Source organism: Snodgrassella alvi (assembly GCF_040741455.2).
GTDB lineage: Bacteria > Pseudomonadota > Gammaproteobacteria > Burkholderiales > Neisseriaceae > Snodgrassella > Snodgrassella alvi_E.
This window is the reverse complement of the sequence record NZ_CP160328.2, coordinates 351,533-370,283: the sequence shown is the minus strand read 5'-3', so window position 1 is coordinate 370,283 and position 18,751 is coordinate 351,533. Positions and strand designations below refer to the sequence as shown.

Annotated in this window: 17 protein-coding genes; 12 read left to right on the top strand and 5 right to left on the bottom strand. The window is 42.9% G+C overall.

Annotated features, from left to right (window positions below; all coding sequences use genetic code 11):
- The first annotated feature begins 186 nt into the window (after nt 1–186).
- The 3 genes from era to ABU615_RS01810 all read left to right on the top strand — a co-directional run bounded on the left by era (nt 187) and on the right by ABU615_RS01810 (nt 2,722).
- On the top strand, nt 187–1,110 hold the full coding sequence (gene era / locus ABU615_RS01820; RefSeq protein WP_370389091.1) for a GTPase Era: 924 nt from the start codon (nt 187–189) through the stop codon (nt 1,108–1,110).
- 156 nt (nt 1,111–1,266) lie between these two features.
- Nucleotides 1,267–1,827, top strand: a complete 561-nt coding sequence (locus tag ABU615_RS01815) for a class I SAM-dependent methyltransferase (protein WP_370389090.1) — start codon at nt 1,267–1,269, stop codon at nt 1,825–1,827.
- Nucleotides 1,828–1,858: 31 nt separating this feature from the next.
- Complete coding sequence (locus ABU615_RS01810) at nt 1,859–2,722, top strand: ATP-binding protein (RefSeq protein ID WP_370389089.1); 864 nt, start codon at nt 1,859–1,861, stop codon at nt 2,720–2,722.
- Between the two features lie 236 nt (nt 2,723–2,958).
- On the opposite strand, the gene xseA is transcribed toward ABU615_RS01810, so the two are convergent.
- Complete coding sequence (gene xseA / locus ABU615_RS01805; RefSeq protein WP_370389088.1) at nt 2,959–4,311, bottom strand: exodeoxyribonuclease VII large subunit; 1,353 nt, start codon at nt 4,309–4,311, stop codon at nt 2,959–2,961.
- Nucleotides 4,312–4,430: 119 nt separating this feature from the next.
- Here xseA and lpxK point away from each other — a divergent pair, with 119 nt between their 5' ends.
- From lpxK to ABU615_RS01775, 6 genes are all read left to right on the top strand, one after another.
- On the top strand, nt 4,431–5,471 hold the full coding sequence (lpxK, locus tag ABU615_RS01800) for a tetraacyldisaccharide 4'-kinase (RefSeq protein ID WP_370389087.1): 1,041 nt from the start codon (nt 4,431–4,433) through the stop codon (nt 5,469–5,471).
- A gap of 294 nt (nt 5,472–5,765) precedes the next feature.
- Nucleotides 5,766–5,954 carry a Trm112 family protein gene (locus tag ABU615_RS01795; RefSeq protein WP_100140598.1) on the top strand — a complete coding sequence of 63 codons (189 nt, stop codon included), beginning with the start codon at nt 5,766–5,768 and terminating at the stop codon, nt 5,952–5,954.
- Nucleotides 5,951–6,709 carry a 3-deoxy-manno-octulosonate cytidylyltransferase gene (gene kdsB / locus ABU615_RS01790; protein WP_267407940.1) on the top strand — a complete coding sequence of 253 codons (759 nt, stop codon included), beginning with the start codon at nt 5,951–5,953 and terminating at the stop codon, nt 6,707–6,709. The genes ABU615_RS01795 and kdsB overlap by 4 nt, the downstream gene beginning before the upstream one ends.
- Before the next feature lie 59 nt (nt 6,710–6,768).
- A complete protein-coding gene (gene adk / locus ABU615_RS01785; protein ID WP_370389086.1) occupies nt 6,769–7,416 on the top strand; it encodes an adenylate kinase in 648 nt (215 codons plus the stop codon).
- Between the two features lie 121 nt (nt 7,417–7,537).
- Nucleotides 7,538–8,068, top strand: coding sequence for a CNP1-like family protein (locus ABU615_RS01780; protein WP_370389085.1), 531 nt, complete (start codon nt 7,538–7,540; stop codon nt 8,066–8,068).
- A gap of 75 nt (nt 8,069–8,143) precedes the next feature.
- Nucleotides 8,144–8,854, top strand: a complete 711-nt coding sequence (locus ABU615_RS01775; RefSeq protein ID WP_370389335.1) for a sulfite exporter TauE/SafE family protein — start codon at nt 8,144–8,146, stop codon at nt 8,852–8,854.
- A 72-nt stretch (nt 8,855–8,926) separates the two neighbouring features.
- Here the strand turns inward: ABU615_RS01775 and tadA are convergent, their stop codons facing one another.
- Nucleotides 8,927–9,682, bottom strand: coding sequence for a tRNA adenosine(34) deaminase TadA (gene tadA / locus ABU615_RS01770; protein WP_370389084.1), 756 nt, complete (start codon nt 9,680–9,682; stop codon nt 8,927–8,929).
- Nucleotides 9,683–9,890: 208 nt separating this feature from the next.
- Entirely contained in the window at nt 9,891–10,940 is a 1,050-nt protein-coding gene (gene bioB / locus ABU615_RS01765; RefSeq protein ID WP_267390377.1) for a biotin synthase BioB, read from the bottom strand.
- A gap of 470 nt (nt 10,941–11,410) precedes the next feature.
- On the opposite strand from bioB, the gene ABU615_RS01760 reads away from it, so the two are divergent.
- Together ABU615_RS01760 and trmA are read left to right on the top strand one after the other, a co-directional pair.
- Nucleotides 11,411–12,127, top strand: a complete 717-nt coding sequence (locus tag ABU615_RS01760) for an SDR family NAD(P)-dependent oxidoreductase (RefSeq protein ID WP_267390376.1) — start codon at nt 11,411–11,413, stop codon at nt 12,125–12,127.
- A gap of 50 nt (nt 12,128–12,177) precedes the next feature.
- Nucleotides 12,178–13,269, top strand: a complete 1,092-nt coding sequence (gene trmA / locus ABU615_RS01755; RefSeq protein ID WP_367488122.1) for a tRNA (uridine(54)-C5)-methyltransferase TrmA — start codon at nt 12,178–12,180, stop codon at nt 13,267–13,269.
- A 95-nt stretch (nt 13,270–13,364) separates the two neighbouring features.
- On the opposite strand, the gene aspS is transcribed toward trmA, so the two are convergent.
- Complete coding sequence (gene aspS, locus ABU615_RS01750) at nt 13,365–15,173, bottom strand: aspartate--tRNA ligase (protein WP_267390486.1); 1,809 nt, start codon at nt 15,171–15,173, stop codon at nt 13,365–13,367.
- A 70-nt stretch (nt 15,174–15,243) separates the two neighbouring features.
- Nucleotides 15,244–15,960: a DUF502 domain-containing protein gene (locus ABU615_RS01745; RefSeq protein WP_267390374.1), complete on the bottom strand. Its 717-nt coding sequence runs from the start codon at nt 15,958–15,960 to the stop codon at nt 15,244–15,246.
- Between the two features lie 639 nt (nt 15,961–16,599).
- Here ABU615_RS01745 and ABU615_RS01740 point away from each other — a divergent pair.
- On the top strand, nt 16,600–18,723 hold the full coding sequence (locus ABU615_RS01740; protein WP_370389083.1) for a DNA internalization-related competence protein ComEC/Rec2: 2,124 nt from the start codon (nt 16,600–16,602) through the stop codon (nt 18,721–18,723).
- The last annotated feature ends 28 nt before the right edge of the window (nt 18,724–18,751 follow it).

Sequence of the window (18,751 nt, the reverse complement as noted above, 5' to 3'; positions counted from 1 at the left end):
TCAGAACATTGATTGAATAAGAAAAAAACTTTGAGTTTAGTTTTGGCGCAAATCATTTGTCTAAATGATAAGTAATCATTTATTCTGATCGCTAAGTAGGAATGAATAAATTATATGCACTTGCTTTTGCACGTTTTGTATTAATTTTAGCCTCGGCAAGGCTGTCTGTATTTTTTGAAAGAATGTATGTCTGTAAAGCCCGATTACCAGTATCCCTCCTCATTCGATAATTTCCGTTGCGGTTTTGTGGCCATCGTAGGCCGCCCGAATGTGGGTAAATCCACATTGATGAATCATCTGATAGGCCAAAAAATCAGTATTACCAGTAAAAAAGCTCAAACTACACGCCATAAAGTGAATGGTATCTATACCGATAACGAAGCTCAGCTGGTATTTGTGGATACACCCGGTTTTCAAACATACCATCGCAATGCATTAAATGACCGTTTAAATCAGAATGTCACCGAAGCAGTTGCCGGTGTAGATGTGATTGTATTTGTTGTTGAAGCTTTGCGCTTTTCAGATGCGGATCGTGAAGTGTTGCAGCAATTACCTAAACGTATTCCAGTGGTATTAGTGATTAATAAAGTGGATAAAGCGAAAGCAAAAGAACAGAGCGTGATGCAAGCATTTATTGAGGAAGTGCAGCAAGAATTTACTTTTGCCAGCGTTACCTTGGTCAGTGCCAAGCATGGTCTGGGTGTTTCTCAGCTTGTACGCACGCTTAAGCCAATGCTACCACAAGGTATCCCGCTTTATCCGGAAGATATGGTTACCGATAAATCGGCACGTTTTCTGGCCATGGAAATTGTTCGCGAAAAACTGTTTCGTTATCTGGGCGAAGAACTGCCCTATGCGATGAATGTAGAAGTAGAGCAGTTTGCAGAAGAAGAAGGGCTCTATCGCATATATATTGCTGTACTGGTGGATAAAGACAGCCAGAAGGGCATTCTGATTGGTAAGGGTGGTGAAAAGCTAAAAAAAATATCTACTGAAGCACGGCTAGATATGGAAAAATTGTTTGAAACCAAAGTATTTTTAAAAGTTTGGGTAAAAGTGAAATCGGGCTGGGCGGATGATATTCGTTTCCTGCGTGAACTGGGTATGTAAAAAAAAATTAGATTTTTGTGCTATTGGGGCAGCCGATAGCAATCATTCAGTCATGGAAAACGATTTTGTTAATATCAAAATATTCTGATATCCTTAACATGATGCAGAACAGATAACTGCAATGTTACAGTGTTTGGAAAATCAGATGTCTACACTATGCTATTAAATATTCTAGATTTTGTTCACACCACAATTCGTCAGGTTGTACAGGCTGGAGATACTGTAATAGATGCTACGGCAGGTAACGGGTACGATACGTTGTTTTTAGCATCCTGTGTAGGTTCTACTGGTAAAGTAGTGGCCTTTGATATTCAACCTGCGGCTATTGCATCTACACGTGCCAAACTGGAAAGTGCTGGTATGAGTGATTGGGTAGATCTGATACAGAGAGGCCATGAACATATGAATGAATATATCAAAAGCGATGTTCGTGCCATTATGTTTAATTTGGGCTATTTACCAGGTGCGGACAAAAATTTTACCACTACAGCCATTACCACACTTAAAGCCATGCAGGCTGGATTAGCACATCTAGTACCTGATGGCATACTGGTAGTGGTAATTTATCCTGGTCACGAGCAGGGTAAAATTGAGGCAGAGGCCGTGCTAAGCTGGGCAGAAGAATTGCCGCAACAGCAGATATCCGTGCTGCAATATGCTTTTATCAATCGTGTTCACGATGCACCCTTTGCTTTATTCTTACAAAAGCGCAATTAAAAAACTATGAAAATAATCATGAGGAAAACACATGAAACGCAAGGAACTCATACAGCTGGCTGCTACAGTATTGCAGCGGCTTGATGCCATACTACCGCCTTTGGCTCAGGAACCAGACTGGACAGCTATTGCCTACCGCTGGCATAGGCTGGGTAATAAAGGAGTTCTGGAAAGCCTGCCGCATCCGCATACATTTGATCTTAACTGTCTAGCTGCTGTTGATGAGCAACGCAAGCAACTAGTACGCAATACTGAACAGTTTCTAGCTGGCCGTTCTGCAAATAATGTATTGATGACCGGTGCACGTGGTACAGGCAAATCCTCACTGGTAAAAGCTTTATTGCATCAATATGCCAGCAAGGGTCTGCGACTGGTGGAAGTAGACAAAAATGATTTACTTACTTTGCCTGCGTTGCTAAATATACTAAAACAAAGGCCGGAAAAATTTATTTTGTTTTGTGATGATTTGTCGTTTGAAGATGGCGACGAAGCTTATAAGGCTTTGAAAACCACACTGGACGGCGGTTTATCACAACGCTGTGATAATGTATTAGTCTATGCAACTTCCAATCGACGTCACTTGATGCCTGAATATATGGCAGACAATATGGCTCAGACAAGCCAAGGCGGAGAAGTTCACCCACAGGAAGCGGTTGAAGAAAAAGTGTCTTTGTCTGATCGTTTCGGATTGTGGCTAAGTTTTTACCCATTTGACCAGAATGCTTACTTGCAGGCCGTAGAAAACTGGCTGGCTGAGGCAGGTTTACAAATGGATGATACTGCCCGACGCGCAGCACTAAACTGGAGCCAGAGCCGCGGCAGCCGTTCGGGCAGGGTGGCATGGCAATTTGTGTGCGATTGGGCTGGACGAAAACCAGAAGAGCGCACTCTTTAAGTATTGACAGCTTTAATCGTTGATATATTGGTGTCTCTAAACAAACATAAGACTTTTGATAAGGTATATTTTTATCAAAAGTTTTTTCAATGAGTAGTGGCTTGAGATTCTGAAAATCAGGATTGCGTGAAATCGGTTTCAAACCTTGATCAGCTAACAGACAGCGATATGAATGGACGCTAATAAGCTTTTATTCTCATCCTTTTGCGTCAGAATTGCTATCTTAGAATTCCAATTCAGTTATCAAATAAATCCGATTGAACTTTGGGTGGAGCGACCTGTACACTGCGCTCGCCGCTGGCAAAACGAATATTAAGAAACTGACCGGTTTTCAGTTTGTTACCATCACTAACGATATGCCCACGCTGATTGGTTACCACACTATAACCTCTGGCCAAAATCTGCAAAGGTGATACAGCCTCAAGTAACGAATTCTGCTGTTGTAGTCTTTGCTGTGCCTGTAGCAGAATATGTTGCCATAACTGCTGCAATTGCTGATATTGAAAAACAAGCCTCTGGTGCGCATGGTCAGTCTGAGGCCGCAGATTGTTTAAAAGGTGCTGTTGCTGTAAAAGATTTTGCTGGTGCTGCCTGAATTGCCGCTGCATGCTGAGCTGCAATACGCGCTGCATATCAGATAATTGCTGATGTTGTTGCTGCCAATTTTGCTGTGGGTGTCTTAATTGACGTGCCAGCCAGTCAAGCCTTTGTGAAGCATCATAATAGCGTTGCTGCAGTATTTGATAGACACGGGTCTGCAATAAAGCGACATTGCGCCGCAATTGTGCCATATCTGGGCTAACCAGTTCTGCGGCAGCAGTGGGCGTAGGCGCGCGCACATCGGCGGCGAAATCTGTCAGGGTGAAATCAGTTTCATGACCCACACCACTCACGGTCGGAATAATGCTATCGGCTACAGCACGAACAACCATTTCCTCATTGTAAGACCATAGATCCTCAATACTGCCACCACCACGACAGACAATCAGTACATCTGCTTGAGCATGCTGATTGGCACTGGCAATAGCCGCTGCAATCTGCATTTCACTGCCGGCTCCCTGTACCGCTGTAGGGTAAACAATCACACGAATACCACTATGACGACGGCGTAAAGTTGTCACCACATCGCGTAAAGCTGCAGCCGCCAGACTGGTTACCACGCCGACTACCTTCGGATGAGCAGGTAACGGACGTTTACGTTCGGCTGAAAACAGGCCTTCAACTGTTAATTGTTGCTTGAGTCGTTCGTAAGCTTCGTATAACTGTCCCAAGCCTTTATGGCGTACGGCATTAACGGTAATCTGAAATTCTCCACGGGCTTCATAAATACTGATTTTGCCGGAAACTTCCAGATGATCACCCTCTTGCAATGGCTGGCTCATTTGCTGTGCTACACCTTTAAACAATACACAGCGAACCTGCGCGCGCGCATCTTTCAGAGAAAAATAATAATGTCCACTGGCTGCACGGGTAAGATTGGAAACTTCTCCGCCTACCCACAGACCAATCAGATTCTCTTCGAGCAACTGCCGCGCACATGCGTTTAGCTCAGAAACACTCAGCGCCGCAGGCGCAAAGAATTCAGACATAGAAGACACCATTATTTTTTGCAAATTTATTAGCTGAATATTATACGGACTTTTATGTTGAGTTTCAGTTCCGTCTGCGCGCCATGGTATAGTAGTATTTTATCGTTGAGAGCCACAACATGGACTGGTTAGCCGGTTTAATACAGCGTCACTGGCAGCATCCTCAAATGGCTTTGAGTATCGCATTGTGGCCGCTTGCCAGAATCTTTCAGACCATAACCTGGCTGCGTCGATTATTTTATCGGACAGGTATATTATCTAGCACCAAATTGCCATGCCCTGTAGTGGTGATTGGCAATATCCATGTTGGTGGAGTAGGTAAGACACCGCTTGTAGCGGCTTTGGTAAAGGCACTGCAGGCGCGACAAATAAAAGTAGGTATTATCAGCCGGGGATATGGGCGCAGCAGTAAGAAGACTGTTATTGTTGAGAATGGCACTGTTGTCAGTGAGGCCGGAGATGAACCGCTAATGCTGTTTCAGCAAACACAGGCACCAATTGCAGTGGCCACCACACGTGAAGCTGCCGGCCAAGCACTGCTAGCTGCCTACCCAGACATACAGCTCCTGATTAGTGATGACGGCCTACAGCATTATGCTTTGAAACGAGATATGGAAATCGTGGTTTTTCCATCTGCTGATATCGGCAGAAAAATGGATGTACTGCCAAATGGTCCTTTACGTGAACCTTTACGCCGGCTGCAATACGTAAATGGTATTATTTTTAGTCAGGGTAACCAGCAATCTATACAACAGGCCAAACAAGCGGGGCTAATCATAAATAACCAATGGAAAGGGTATAGCTCAATCAATTATGGCGCTTTTTATTCTTTAAATGAGCCGCATCGTACAGCACAGGCTCAAGAATTTAGCGGCAAACATTGTGCTGCCATAGCAGCCATAGGGCGTCCGCAGCGTTTTTTTCTGGCATTGCAAAACTTGGGGATTGAGCTTATACAAACCGTAGCACTAAATGATCATGTCAGCATTGAATCGGCAGACTGGCCAGAGGCGGACGTGGTATTTATCACCGAAAAGGACGCAGTTAAACTTACCACCCCTATGCCAAACAACATCTGGGTTTTACCGCTCTCTGCACAGATATGTCCTGATTTAGCGCAGTTTATTCAGACTGAATTACAACTACAACAGCGCCCATAAATTCCAATAGTTATTTGATTAAACAGATGCCATCAGCACTGGCTGCTGGTAAAATTTGTTCTGGGATAGCATCTTGGCTGATATCAATTGCCTCATTTGCACGAGAGCGTAATCAGCATAAAGCAGGATGAGTACATATCGGATAGAAAAATGTGTACTGTCTCACTATTCCGTTATATGGTAAAGTCATTGATGATTGTGATTGAAAATTAATTAAGCGTCTGTGCCTGATTCAAATACAATCCGAATCAATAAAGATATAGCTTGCCACCACAGTGGTATGAAGGACTAAAAATGGATCAAAAATACTTGGATATTCTGGTATGCCCCGAATGTAAAGGGAAACTACAATGGCATGCACAGCAACAGGAACTGTGGTGTCGGGCATCTCGTCTGGCTTTTCCGATTAAAGATGGTATTCCCTATATGCTGATTAATGAGGCGCGTCAGCTATCAGATGAAGAATGTGCGGCTAGCGCATGAGTAATTTTATCGTATTAATTCCGGCTCGTTTGTCTTCCAGCCGTCTGCCTAATAAGGCTTTAGCAGATATCCATGGTAAACCAATGGTGGTACGCGTAGCCGAGCGTGCGCAACTAAGTAATGCAGACAGAATTGTTGTAGCTACAGACCACGCAGATATTCAGGCTGTCTGTCAGGCGCATGGAATTGAAGCAGTGCTAACAGCCACCGAGCATGAAAGTGGTACTACTCGGCTGGCTGAGGCTGCAAGGATTTTGAATTTGGCTGATCAGGATTGTGTTATCAATGTGCAAGGGGATGAGCCACTGATTGAACCAGAGCTAATAAATGCTGTGGCTATGCAGTTGGCGCAAAGCAAGGCTCCCATGGCTACCGCTGCACACAAATTAACTGATTACGCTGATTTTACCGATGCGAATTGCGTTAAGGTTGTGCTGAACAATCAAAATAATGCCCTTTATTTCAGCCGTGCCCCGATACCATGGCCGCGGGAACTAATGCGTAGCGGCGCTGAAGTAATGCCTACGGATATCTCCGTGTACCGGCATATCGGTATATATGGCTATCGGGTACAGTTTCTGCACCAATATACTGAGCTAACTCCATCACCATTGGAACAAATTGAGTCACTGGAGCAGCTACGGGTGTTATGGCATGGTTTTAGTATCGCAGTACAAATTACCTCTCACGCACCGGCGGCTGGCGTGGATACAGCAGCTGATCTTGAACGCGTACGTGCCAGCTGGACAAACTGACAACATCAAATCTGAACAGTTTATCTTTTATTTAACTTAAGTGTTTTTCAGGAGTTGCAATGAAAATTCTATTGTTAGGCGCGCCAGGAGCCGGAAAAGGCACTCAGGCACAATACATTACTGCTGCTTTCAATATTCCTCAGATTTCTACCGGAGACATGCTTCGTGCGGCTGTTAAAGCCGGCACACCTCTGGGTGTTGAGGCCAAAAAAATTATGGATGCCGGCGGATTGGTACGGGACGATATTATTATTGGCTTGGTTAAAGAACGGATTGCTCAGCCAGATTGTACCAATGGTTTCTTATTTGATGGCTTCCCGCGCACGCTGGCTCAGGCTCAGGCAATGGAAAAAGCAGGTGTGCATTTGGATGCAGTGGTAGAAATCGCTGTACCAGATGAAGTTATTATCGAACGCCTATCCGGCCGCAGAGTTCATCAACCGTCAGGGCGTACCTATCATCTGATTTACAATCCACCCAGAGTCAACGGCGTAGACGATGAAACCGGCGAACCGCTGATTCAACGGGACGATGATCAGGAAGAAACCATCAAAAAGCGTTTGCAGGTTTACCATGAGCAGACAGAAGTGCTGATTGATTTTTATGGCAAACAGGATGGTGACAATGCGCCAGATTATATCCGTGTAGACGGTACACAGCCAGTAGAGGCAGTGAAAACTCAAGTGTTGGCAGCATTAAAACTGTAATATCAGTAAACCATCAGGCTGTCTGTTCGAAAAGGTAGACAGCCTGAAAATTAGCTGCTATGTACCGAACGATTTCATAATCAAGAATACTGAATAGATATTCAGTTCCGGAGAATTGGGTATGAATATTGCCAAAACCGTGCTTGCAACCCTATTACTTGGTGTATGTGCTCTAGCACTGGCACGAAAGGAAACCTTATATAACGAACACTATATAGGTCCAGACGAAAATCAGGCATGGGAAGAGCAGGCTGTACCATTACCCGCTTATCCTGCTGGTAACCAGCAGTGGGTAGATGTATATATCAACCAGACTTACAGCGGCCACCCCAAGCTTTTGCTCAACAGCATTTCCATCAATCCCGATCGAACTGTGCACTATATTCTGAATCAGCAATCTGCGCAGGGCATTAACAATCTTTCAGCAGAAGCGATTCATTGTCCTACACGACGCATGAAAGTATTCGGCTTTGGTAATGATGTTAACAAACGCTGGATCCAGCCACGCAATGGCCAATGGAAAGTAATCGGCACTTCACTGAATGAACTGGATAGAGTGCGCTCTGTACTGTATCAGACCTTCTGTGAAGACGGTTTGCCTCGTAACCACGAAGAATTAATGCAGCGCATCACAACTCGCGCTATGCGCTAGACAGGAAGATATGTGGATTGGTTAAATGATGCCCATATTTGGTGGCTGTTAATTCTAGGATTTAGTGCCGGTCTGATGGATGCTGCAGTGGGTGGGGGTGGACTGTTACAGATACCAGGTCTCTTTGGTGTACTGCCAGCACAAACTCCCGCTCCAGTTGTTTTGGGTGTGAATAAATTCGCTTCAGCCAGTGGCACATTAGTGGCCGCTGCTCAATATACTCGCCGCATATCCGTACCTTGGGCTATGCTGATACCTGCAGCTGTACTTGCGTTTGGTTTTTCGTATCTGGGCTCTCATATTGTTGTATACCTGCCAACGTCATGGATGAAGCCGTCTATTCTGATTATTTTAATCGTAATGGCGGCATATACATTTCTGAAAAAAGATCTTGGACAGGTTGAACGCCAAAGTGTACTTACTAAGAGCGAATACATACATGGTTTGATAATCGGCGCCCTTATCGGCCTGTACGATGGCGTTTTTGGTCCAGGCACTGGCAGTTTACTGGCTTTTGTGTTTGTGCGGTTTTTCGCTTTTGATTTTATTACTGCTACTGCTTCATCCAAAGTTATCAACCTGACCACAAATTTGGCGGCTTTGTGCTTTTTTATACCTCATCACTATGTAATATGGCATTGGGCAATTCCTCTGGCCATAGCTAATTTAACGGGCGGGCTAATTGGAGCCAGACTGGCCATGCGTGGCGGTACTAAATTACTACGCAAAGGATTTATTGTTCTACTATGTATTATGATTGGTAAATTTGGCTACGATTTGATGTGATTGATAATAGAATAAATGATACATATTTAAGATGCAAACGCGGCAGTAATTATTCAAATATTTATCTATAGTTCAGATTGAATTGTCTTCTGTAGAAAGAGAAGATGAACGCCTTTTACAGAAAAACTGTTGTATTATTTGTCGCGATTCTGATTCCATTATTCCGCCTAGAATGGCAGTGTGCTGATTAAACCGGCGATCGGCAAATAAATCTACCACACTGCCGGCCGCACCAGTTTTGGGTTCTGCGGCGCCATAAATAACTCTATGTACTCGAGCCTGAATCAAAGCGCTTGCACACATGGCACAAGGCTCAAGAGTCACGTAAACATCACATTCCTGTAAACGATAGTTCTTTTGTGTTTGGCTTGCTTCTGTCAGTGCCTGAATTTCCGCGTGATGACTCACATTATGATCAGTGATACAACGATTGTAGCCTAGACCAATAATATTATTTTTATAAACAACTACCGCGCCAACAGGTACTTCATCCAATAACTGTGCCTGATGCGCTGCCATTAATGCATGACGCATCCAAGATTCCATGTTTTCTTTTGCTGGAAATATTGCTACTGGCGAATGTTGTTTGAGTTGTTGTCGCCAATATTCTTTCTCTTCTGTGCCTATGCTTTGAGCATTACAGTTTTCAGCCAGTGCAATCAGTTGCCATAATACTCTTTCAGTAGTACCTGTACTAATATTTCGCAGTTGTAAAAAAGTTGTAATCGGGCCACGGCGCCGCAAATCTTCCACATTATGTATATTAAGTTGTTTTAAGAAAGTAATCGTTTTATGTGGTAATGGGGGCGTGGTCATTAAGGTATTCATAAGTCAAAACAAAATTAATGCACTTTATCTTACTATAAATCAATTTGATCCAAGTGAATAAATTATGTCTCATTATTATAAATTAGTATTATTTTTGAATAAAAATCGAACGATATTACATTAAATATTCATCCTTATATTTAATGGCAGGATATTGAAAAAAAATGTTTTTAATTTCAGGTAAAAAATTTTAGGTTTTGATTTCTAGTTAGGAAACTGAAGTTTTATTTGAGTTATTAATCTGTCTTTGTTCATTAACGGCCTGAGCGATGGCTGCTAGATGAATTTCATCGCTGTGATCCTCATGTTTTTCTGGAATAATCCCGAGCTTCTGGAAAAGAGCCTGATCCTTTTCTACCTGAGGATTTGCAGTTGTTAATAATCTATCACCATAAAATAATGAATTAGCGCCGGCTAAAAATGCAAGAGCTTGAGTTTGTTCATTCATCTTTTCCCGTCCTGCGGATAAGCGAACATGGGATTTTGGCATCATAATACGGGCTACAGCTAGGACTCTAATAAAATCGAACGGATCAATATCTTTTTCATTTTCCAGTGGGGTACCTTTAACCTTAACTAAATTATTAATGGGTACACTTTCTGGATGTTCTGATAAGTTGGCCAATTGAATTAACAGATTTGCTCGATCTTTAATTGACTCACCCATGCCAAGAATGCCGCCACAGCAAATTTTCACACCGGCTGCTCTGATATAAGCTAGTGTTTGTAATCTTTCGCTATAAGTACGAGTAGTAATTATATGACCATAAAATTCAGGTGAAGTATCAAGGTTATGGTTATAGTAGTCCAATCCCGCATCGGCAAGGGCGGTTGCCTGTTCTTGTGTCAAACTACCCAATGTCATACAGGTTTCCATTCCCAATGCTTTTACTCCTTTTACCATTTCCAAAACATAGTGCATATCTTTAATGGTAGGATGCTTCCATGCTGCACCCATGCAGAAACGAGTGGAGCCTGCTTCTTTAGCAGCTTTCGCTTTATCAATTACTTTCTGTACTTCAAGCAATTTTTCTTTATTCAGCCCGGTATTATAATGGCCTGATTGGGGACAATACTTGCAATCTTCTGGACAGGCACCTGTTTTGATTGATAAAAGTGTAGATATTTGTATTTGATTGGCAGGAAAATTCTGTCTGTGCACAGTTTGAGCCATAAAAATTAAATCATTAAACGGCAATTTTAATAATTCCATAACTTCCGGCAATGCCCAATTATGGCGAATAGCACCTAATGACATATAAATTTCCTTTTGGTGTCAATCTGATAAATACAGTGCATCTTAATATGTAAAAATTTGTTGTCAACCGTTTTGAATATATTATTATATTAAAAAAATAAATTTTGAATCACATCTCTTTGAATTAGATTATTTTTCATTTATAAATTAAATTTTTTTATCAGGTAAAAGCAATAATGTATTTACTGCTTTATATGAGAAAATTTATTAGAATCGAGCCAATCAAAGGGTTAGAAATTTTATTTATTTCAGCGATATTATGTGTAGATATTAATTCAAAATTTAATTAAATTGTTGAATCAACAATGTTTACAAATTAAATATCAGTAAGTGTTAAAAATTAGTTTGTTTTTGCTATCTTTTAGCTGGAAAATTTATCTGGGGCTGTTTTAGAATAAATATAATTTGATTAGCTCAGTAGATATTCTTTTCTGCATGGAATGAGCAAAATACTGGAAAGGGAAATCAATATGCAAAATTGTGTCATAATCACTGGACATAGCCGAGGATTGGGGCGCGCATTGGCTGAATATTATCTGAATCAAGAGGTTAAGGTGATCGGATTATCGCGCCATGGCTGGGATAATCCGCCGGAAAGGCTATTACAATATGCTATTGATTTTGCCAATACTGAAGCTATATCCACACTGGTGCAATCGGCCAGCTGGCAAAACGGACTGGAAAATAAAAATGAGGTCACGCTGATAAATAATGCCGGAATAGTGGAGCCAAATGCTCTGGCGGGTCAGCAAGGCTGTGATGCCATTTCCAAAGCCATAGCTGTAAACATCACTGCGCCTATGCTGCTCACTAATGCAGTAATTGCAGCTGCCACCAAAGCTTCTATACGCATTGCCCATATCAGCAGCGGTGCCGGTCGCCATCCCATTGCCGGCTGGAGTGTATATGGTGCAACTAAGGCTGCTTTGGATCAGCATGCAGCTGTCATTGCTGCGGAGCAGCATCCACGCGTGCGTATTGCCAGTATTGCACCTGGTGTAGTGGATACCAATATGCAGCAATGCATCCGTGCAGCTGATGCCGCCAAATTTCCCATGGTAAACAATTTTATTAACATGAAAACAAATAGCCAGTTGCAGAGTGCAGCCGAAACCGCACAGAAGATTGCGGCCATGATTGCTGCCGACGATTATGGTCAGCAAACACTGCGGGATGTGCGGGAGTAGACAAGGGTTTGTTATAATGGCTCCCTTTTTGCTTTGCCTGACAAAACTCCATGACCTCTGCCGCCTACCAGCAACAGCTTACTGAGAAACAATTTTATCTGAATAAATTATTTGCCGACTGTGCTTTTCCTGCGATGCAGGTTTTTACTTCACCTGCATCACATTATCGCATGCGTGCTGAATTCCGCATCTGGCATGATGGCGAAACATGCAGCTATGCCATGTTTGCTCCAGGGGAAAAGGCTGGTAATGGTAATGTGCAAAAATTGCGGCACTTTGCTGTCGCTCACAAAAATATCGATTCACTGATGCCAGTATTGCTTGATTGCATACAGACTAGTGAGTTACTTAAATCACGATTATTTCAGGTAGAATTTTTAACTACACTGGCTGGAGATACGCTAGTTAGCCTGATATATCACAAAAAACTGAATAACGACTGGATGCAGGCAGCTAAAGTCTTAGCCTCTGAGCTGGGTATTCAGATCATAGGACGCAGCCGTGGACAAAAAGTGGTACTTGAGCGCGATTACGTTATCGAACGATTAAGCGTAGATAATGAAGTGTTTCAGTACAAACAATTGGAAGGTGGCTTTACCCAGCCTAATGCAGTAGTGTGTGAGTCGATGCTTAGCTGGGCGACAAATGTTGCGAAAGCTATTCATATGGGAGATTTACTGGAGCTTTATTGCGGTAATGGAAATTTTACCTTGCCATTGGCACGTCATTTCCGCCGCGTACTGGCTACCGAAGTATCAAAAACCTCAGTACAGGCTGCCCGCTGGAATATAGATACCAACCAAATTCAGAATATAGCTATTGCACGGCTTTCGGCTGAAGAATTTACTGAAGCCTATACCGGTGTAAGAGATTTTAAGCGTCTTGTCAGCGAACAGATTAATTTGGCTGATTATGAATTCAGTACGGTATTTGTGGATCCACCACGAGCCGGTATTGATGCAGACACGCTGCAACTATTACAGAAATTCGACAATATAATTTATGTATCCTGTAACCCAGTTACCCTGCATGATAATCTACAAACCTTGTTAACAACACATCAGGTAAGGCAGGCTGCGATGTTTGACCAGTTTCCGTTCACGCCGCATATTGAATCAGGTGTCTGGTTACAGAGATGTTAATATCTAATTCATAGCATGTTTTTCTATTTATTATATTTTATATCAATAAAAAAACTGCCTGATATTTGCAGGCAGTTTTTTTGCAGAAAAACATTTTAATTCTGTTCTTCAGTTTGTACTTTCTGGCGCAGGCGCAAGCCTAGTTCCCGCAGTTGCTTTTCATCAACATGGTTTGGTGCATCTACCAGCAAGTCTTGTGAGCGTTGGGTTTTCGGGAACGCAATCACGTCTCGAATGGAATCGGCACCCGCCATTAAGGTTACCAAACGATCTAAACCGAAAGCCAGACCGCCATGGGGTGGAGCGCCAAATTTCAGATTATTCAGTAAAAAGCCAAATTTATTCTGCTGCTCTTCAGGCGTGATTTTTAGCGCAGCAAATACTTTTTCCTGAATATCTGCGCGATGGATACGGATAGAACCACCGCCGATTTCCCAGCCGTTTAATACCATATCGTAAGCACGGGCAATACATTCTTCCGGAGTGCTTGCGAGCAGGTCTTCGTGGCCAGCCTTAGGAGCGGTGAACGGATGGTGCATAGCAGACCAGCGTTGTTCTTCCTCATCATATTCAAACATGGGGAAATCAACTACCCATAACGGGCGCCATTCATCAGTAAAGTAACCATTGGCAGCACCATGTTCGTGGCCAATTTTGATTCGCAAAGCACCAATAGCTTCGTTTACCACTTTGGCTTTATCGGCACCAAAGAAGATAATATCGCCATTTTGAGCACCGGTTTTGTTAATAATTGATTGCAACGCGGTGTCTGACAGGAATTTCACAATTGGTGACTGTAAACCACTGTCTTCGCTGTTATTTACTTTGCTAATATCATTAACTTTGATATAAGCCAGACCTTTGGCTCCATAAATACCCACAAATTCAGTATAGGTATCAATCTCCTTACGGCTCAAAGAGGCACCGTTCGGTACACGCAAAGCTACAACACGGCCATTTTTCATGTCGGCAGCCGCACGGAATACTTTGAATTCTTCCGTTTTCATTACGTCGGTGAGTTCGGTAAATTGCAGGCTAACACGTAAATCCGGTTTGTCTGAACCATAAAGGAACATAGCATCATGCCAGCTCATGCGAGGAAATGTAGGCAATTCAACGGACAAGGCTTTCTGAAATACCAGTTTTACCATGTTTTCAGTGATGTCCATGATTTCGTTTTCGTTCAGAAACGATGTTTCAAGGTCGATCTGGGTAAATTCCGGCTGACGGTCAGCACGTAAATCCTCATCACGGAAACATTTAACAATCTGATAATAGCGGTCAAAACCGGCCACCATCAGTAATTGTTTGAATAATTGCGGTGATTGCGGTAAAGCGAAGAATTCACCTGGGAATACACGGCTGGGCACCAGATAATCACGCGCACCTTCTGGAGTGGAGCGGGTAAGCATCGGTGTTTCAATATCGATAAAACCTTGGCTATCTAAATAGCTGCGCACGGCCATAGCAACACGATAGCGCAAACGCAAATTATTTTGCATTACTGGACGGCGTAAATCGATAACGCGGTTGGTCAGACGAACATTCTCGCTGATGCCTTCATCGTCAATCAGGAAGGGGGGCGTAGCTGCAGTATTGAGAATCTCAATTTCTTTGGCAAGCAATTCAATGCCACCAGAAATCATTTTGTCATTTTTAGTACCTTCCGGACGTGCGCGCACGCGGCCGGTAATGCTCAATACGTATTCATTACGTGCAGAATCAGCCAAGCTGAATGCTTCCGGTGTATCCGGATCAATTACAACCTGTACAATGCCTTCTCGGTCACGCAGATCTATGAATATCACTCCGCCATGGTCTCGGCGGCGATGAACCCAACCCTTCACGGTGACGGTTTGGTCGAGGTATTGTTCGTTGATTAAGCCACAATAGTTGGTTCGCATTTTGATGCCTTTGTTACTGTGATTACGGTTAATTGTGTTATCAGGAATATCCATTCCGGCCAGTTGTATGCTAATTTGGTCTGGCAGGCTTATGTAAAGAAAATATTGCCTGTAAAGATTGGTTGTGCGGTGGTTCATCCGGCTGCACCATTCCCAATGAAATAACATATTTCAGTGCATCGTCCACACTCATATCAATTTCACGTACATCTTTACTGTTGACCATAATATAGTAGCCACCAGTGGGATTGGGAGTAGTGGGCACGTAAACCGAAATATATTCATTGGACTGGGTAGCATCAGACTGCTTTGGCAATGCCGACGCAATATTATCCGGTATATGTCCAGATACAAATCCGATTGTCCAGATATTGGGTTGCGGAAACGGAATGAGAACCGGTGTTTTAAATGACTGGCGCGAATCTGACAAAAGAGATTCAGAAACTTTTTTTACGCCAGAATAGATACTTTTCACTACCGGAATGCGTCCCCACAAGGCGTCCCATGCGGCAAATATTTTACGTCCGAGCATATTTGCAGCCAATAGGCCAGTGAAGAAAACCACGATTATAGCTGCTACAAGACCCAGACCATGAATTTTAAAACCGAAAAGTGCCTGTGGCTGCCAACGTGCCGGTAAAATATTCACCAGCTCATCAGCCATGCCGATGATATAGCTGATTACCCAAATGGTGACAATAATGGGCAGCCAGACCAGCACGCCGGTGAGCATGTACTTTTTCAGAGATTTTTTTAGTTTTCCGCCCTCGGCAGGCTGTGGTGCCATATTTTGAGAAAGTCCTTTTAATCTGTTCTGATTACAAATATCAAACTTTATATTATACCCATATTTGGTTGTTTTCACAGTGGCTATTACTGATGTTGATTAAATTTTATTTTAAGGGGCAAACAAAGATTCAGAATTGGTTTGATGATGTCTGAGATACATCTTTATTAACTGTTATATGTGTTTGATTTGTATCGTCAGCATCGGTATGCTGAATTGATCAAATGTATGTATTTATATTTTCGTATACAATTAATTTGTTTGATTTTAAATTTTTGATATTAAAGAAAAATAATAGAGAACCTTTTATTTTAGATTCTGCAAGCATTGGTTTACCGAATTTTTGAAGATTCACATTACCATATCAGCAAAATCGATTTAATTTCTTATTTGCAATTTATAACTAATGAATAATTAATAATTACAAATAAATTTTTATGTTAATCTATTTGGTATAATCTGTACCTTGATCAATATTCTTATAACGTTTTAGGAAGTTATAGCTTTCTGTATGGCCAGTTTCCGTTTTTTCTGTGCGTGGCTGCCATGGTGGGTAACAGGTGTTTGCGGTTCTTTTTTACTACCTCAGGCTTATATCTGGCCATGGATTAGTGTTTTTTCGTATTGTTGATACTGTTTGTGTGTTCTGGTTGGCTGTGGTGTCGTTGTGTTGCAGCACTATGTGCAGGTGTAATTTTTGGGTTATGGCGCACCGATACAGTCTTACAACAGCAGTGGCCAATAACCGATAAGGCTCAACTACAGATTGTGACTATTCAGGTTAAAGATATACCGCAGCAGGATACACAACGCAGCCGCTTTGTTGCTCAAGTAAACCTACCCGACGGCCGGCAGCAACAATGGTTGATTACTGATTACAGCAGGCAAGAATGGCCAGTGGGGAGCCGATGGGAGATTAAGGCCAAAGTTCGCGCTGTTATCGGGGAAAACAATATGATTGGGTTCAATCGTGAAGCGTGGGCGCTCAGTAATGGTATCGGAGCTATGGCTAATGTCGTTAAGGGACAACGTAAAGCTTTAACAGCTGCTTCAGATTGGAAAATAAAACTTGCTAAGTGGCGCATGTGGTGCAGCGCACGTTGGCATAATCAGGAGCAAAAATATCCGCAAGGTGTAGCTCTCCTGAAAGCGCTTGCTGTGGGGGAACAATCTGCATTACCAGCAAGCGCATGGCAGATATTCCGCCCGTTGGGACTAAATCATTTAGTCAGTATTTCCGGATTGCATGTGGGGATGTTGGCTATGCTGGCAGGATGGCTATGCAGCAAGTGCTTGCAGTATATGCCGGTACGAATCCATCAGCCGTGGATATATACGCGCTCTACAGCAGTTATAACTGCCATTGTTTACAGCGCTCTGGCCGGCTTTGCTGTACCTACACAGCGGAGTATGCTGATGATTATTATACTGGCACTTACGTGGCGTCGCGGTTATTTACGCGCTTTTCAAGTGTGGTGGCTGACCATAGCATTAGTGCTGCTGTTTGACCCGCTAGCGTCATTAAGCGTGGGTTTCTGGCTTTCTTTTCTGTTGGTAGCAGTGCTGATGTGGGCAGGTGACGGTAATAGTCAGCATGCTAAATGGCGGCAGATGGTACAGGGTCAATGGGCTGCCGGTATGGCTTCCGTGGTGCTGGTGGCTTATTGTTTCGGTTCGGTAGCCATTATCTCGCCACTGGTTAACGCTGTTGCCATTCCCTGGTTTACCTTGGTACTGGTACCACTGGCTTTGCTTTCGTTGATATTGCCATTAGATATCTTACGCACGATGGCGGCTTATCTGGCTGAGCGAACCATGCGTATGCTGCATTGGATTGCTGATTACGCTCCAGAATACTATCCGGCACAGGCACCGTTAGCCTTGTGGTTGATTGCTGCTGTTGCAGTTATGTTGTTACTTTTGCCTAAAGGCTGGTATTTGCGGCCTTTGTGTTTGCTTATTTTGCTTTTATTGCTGTGTTACCGGCCTCCTAAACCGGCTTTTGGCGAAACTAATATCAAAATATGGGATGTAGGGCAGGGACTAGCCATCAGCATTACTACCGCCAGACATGAATTGCTATTTGATACTGGTACAGCTTACGCGGCACAGTCTGTGCTTATGCCCAACCTGCGTGCGGCTGGTATCAATCGTTTGGATACGCTGATATTGTCACACCATGATAATGATCATGATGGTGGTGCTTCGTTAATTAGGCAACAGCTGCAACCACTGAAAATTATTGCTGGACAGAGCAAAGCCTATAACTTTCCGGTGCAACCCTGCCTAGGTGGTGAAAACTGGAAATGGGATGGAGTATGGTTTGAGTTTTTGAATCTACCAGTAACACAGAATAATAAAAAAAATGATTACAGTTGTGTTTTGCGAGTGATCAGCGCTGATAAGGCACTGCTAATAACTGGAGATCTGGGAAAACAAGGAGAACGAGCTTTAGTAGAGGCTTATGGTGATGATTTATTTAGTCAGATTCTTGTATTAGGCCATCATGGTAGTAAACATTCCAGTGAAAAAAACTTTCTTCGTACTGTGGCTCCTATCTATGCAGTAGCCAGTGCCGGCTTTGCCAATTCTTATAGCCATCCTCACACAGAGGTTCAACAGTTACTGAAACAAGAAGGTGTTACTCTATTACGCACCGACCGGCAGGGAGGATTACAGACAACTCTATCTTCACACCCACTACATTGGAAGTTATTACAAAACTACCGGCCTTATTGGCAGCGTAAACCAGCATTACTTTAGTTTACCAGCAACTGAACGCCATAATATA

Excerpts from the sequence above, each read along its gene's own strand:
- era (WP_370389091.1), top strand. The coding sequence starts at position 187 with ATGTCTGTAAAGCCCGATTACCAGTATCCCTCCTCATTCGATAATTTC.
- ABU615_RS01815 (WP_370389090.1), top strand. The coding sequence starts at position 1,267 with ATGCTATTAAATATTCTAGATTTTGTTCACACCACAATTCGTCAGGTT.
- ABU615_RS01810 (WP_370389089.1), top strand. The coding sequence starts at position 1,859 with ATGAAACGCAAGGAACTCATACAGCTGGCTGCTACAGTATTGCAGCGG.
- xseA (WP_370389088.1), bottom strand. The coding sequence starts at position 4,311 with ATGTCTGAATTCTTTGCGCCTGCGGCGCTGAGTGTTTCTGAGCTAAAC.
- lpxK (WP_370389087.1), top strand. The coding sequence starts at position 4,431 with ATGGACTGGTTAGCCGGTTTAATACAGCGTCACTGGCAGCATCCTCAA.
- ABU615_RS01795 (WP_100140598.1), top strand. The coding sequence starts at position 5,766 with ATGGATCAAAAATACTTGGATATTCTGGTATGCCCCGAATGTAAAGGG.
- kdsB (WP_267407940.1), top strand. The coding sequence starts at position 5,951 with ATGAGTAATTTTATCGTATTAATTCCGGCTCGTTTGTCTTCCAGCCGT.
- adk (WP_370389086.1), top strand. The coding sequence starts at position 6,769 with ATGAAAATTCTATTGTTAGGCGCGCCAGGAGCCGGAAAAGGCACTCAG.
- ABU615_RS01780 (WP_370389085.1), top strand. The coding sequence starts at position 7,538 with ATGAATATTGCCAAAACCGTGCTTGCAACCCTATTACTTGGTGTATGT.
- ABU615_RS01775 (WP_370389335.1), top strand. The coding sequence starts at position 8,144 with ATGGATGCTGCAGTGGGTGGGGGTGGACTGTTACAGATACCAGGTCTC.
- tadA (WP_370389084.1), bottom strand. The coding sequence starts at position 9,682 with ATGAATACCTTAATGACCACGCCCCCATTACCACATAAAACGATTACT.
- bioB (WP_267390377.1), bottom strand. The coding sequence starts at position 10,940 with ATGTCATTAGGTGCTATTCGCCATAATTGGGCATTGCCGGAAGTTATG.
- ABU615_RS01760 (WP_267390376.1), top strand. The coding sequence starts at position 11,411 with ATGCAAAATTGTGTCATAATCACTGGACATAGCCGAGGATTGGGGCGC.
- trmA (WP_367488122.1), top strand. The coding sequence starts at position 12,178 with ATGACCTCTGCCGCCTACCAGCAACAGCTTACTGAGAAACAATTTTAT.
- aspS (WP_267390486.1), bottom strand. The coding sequence starts at position 15,173 with ATGCGAACCAACTATTGTGGCTTAATCAACGAACAATACCTCGACCAA.
- ABU615_RS01745 (WP_267390374.1), bottom strand. The coding sequence starts at position 15,960 with ATGGCACCACAGCCTGCCGAGGGCGGAAAACTAAAAAAATCTCTGAAA.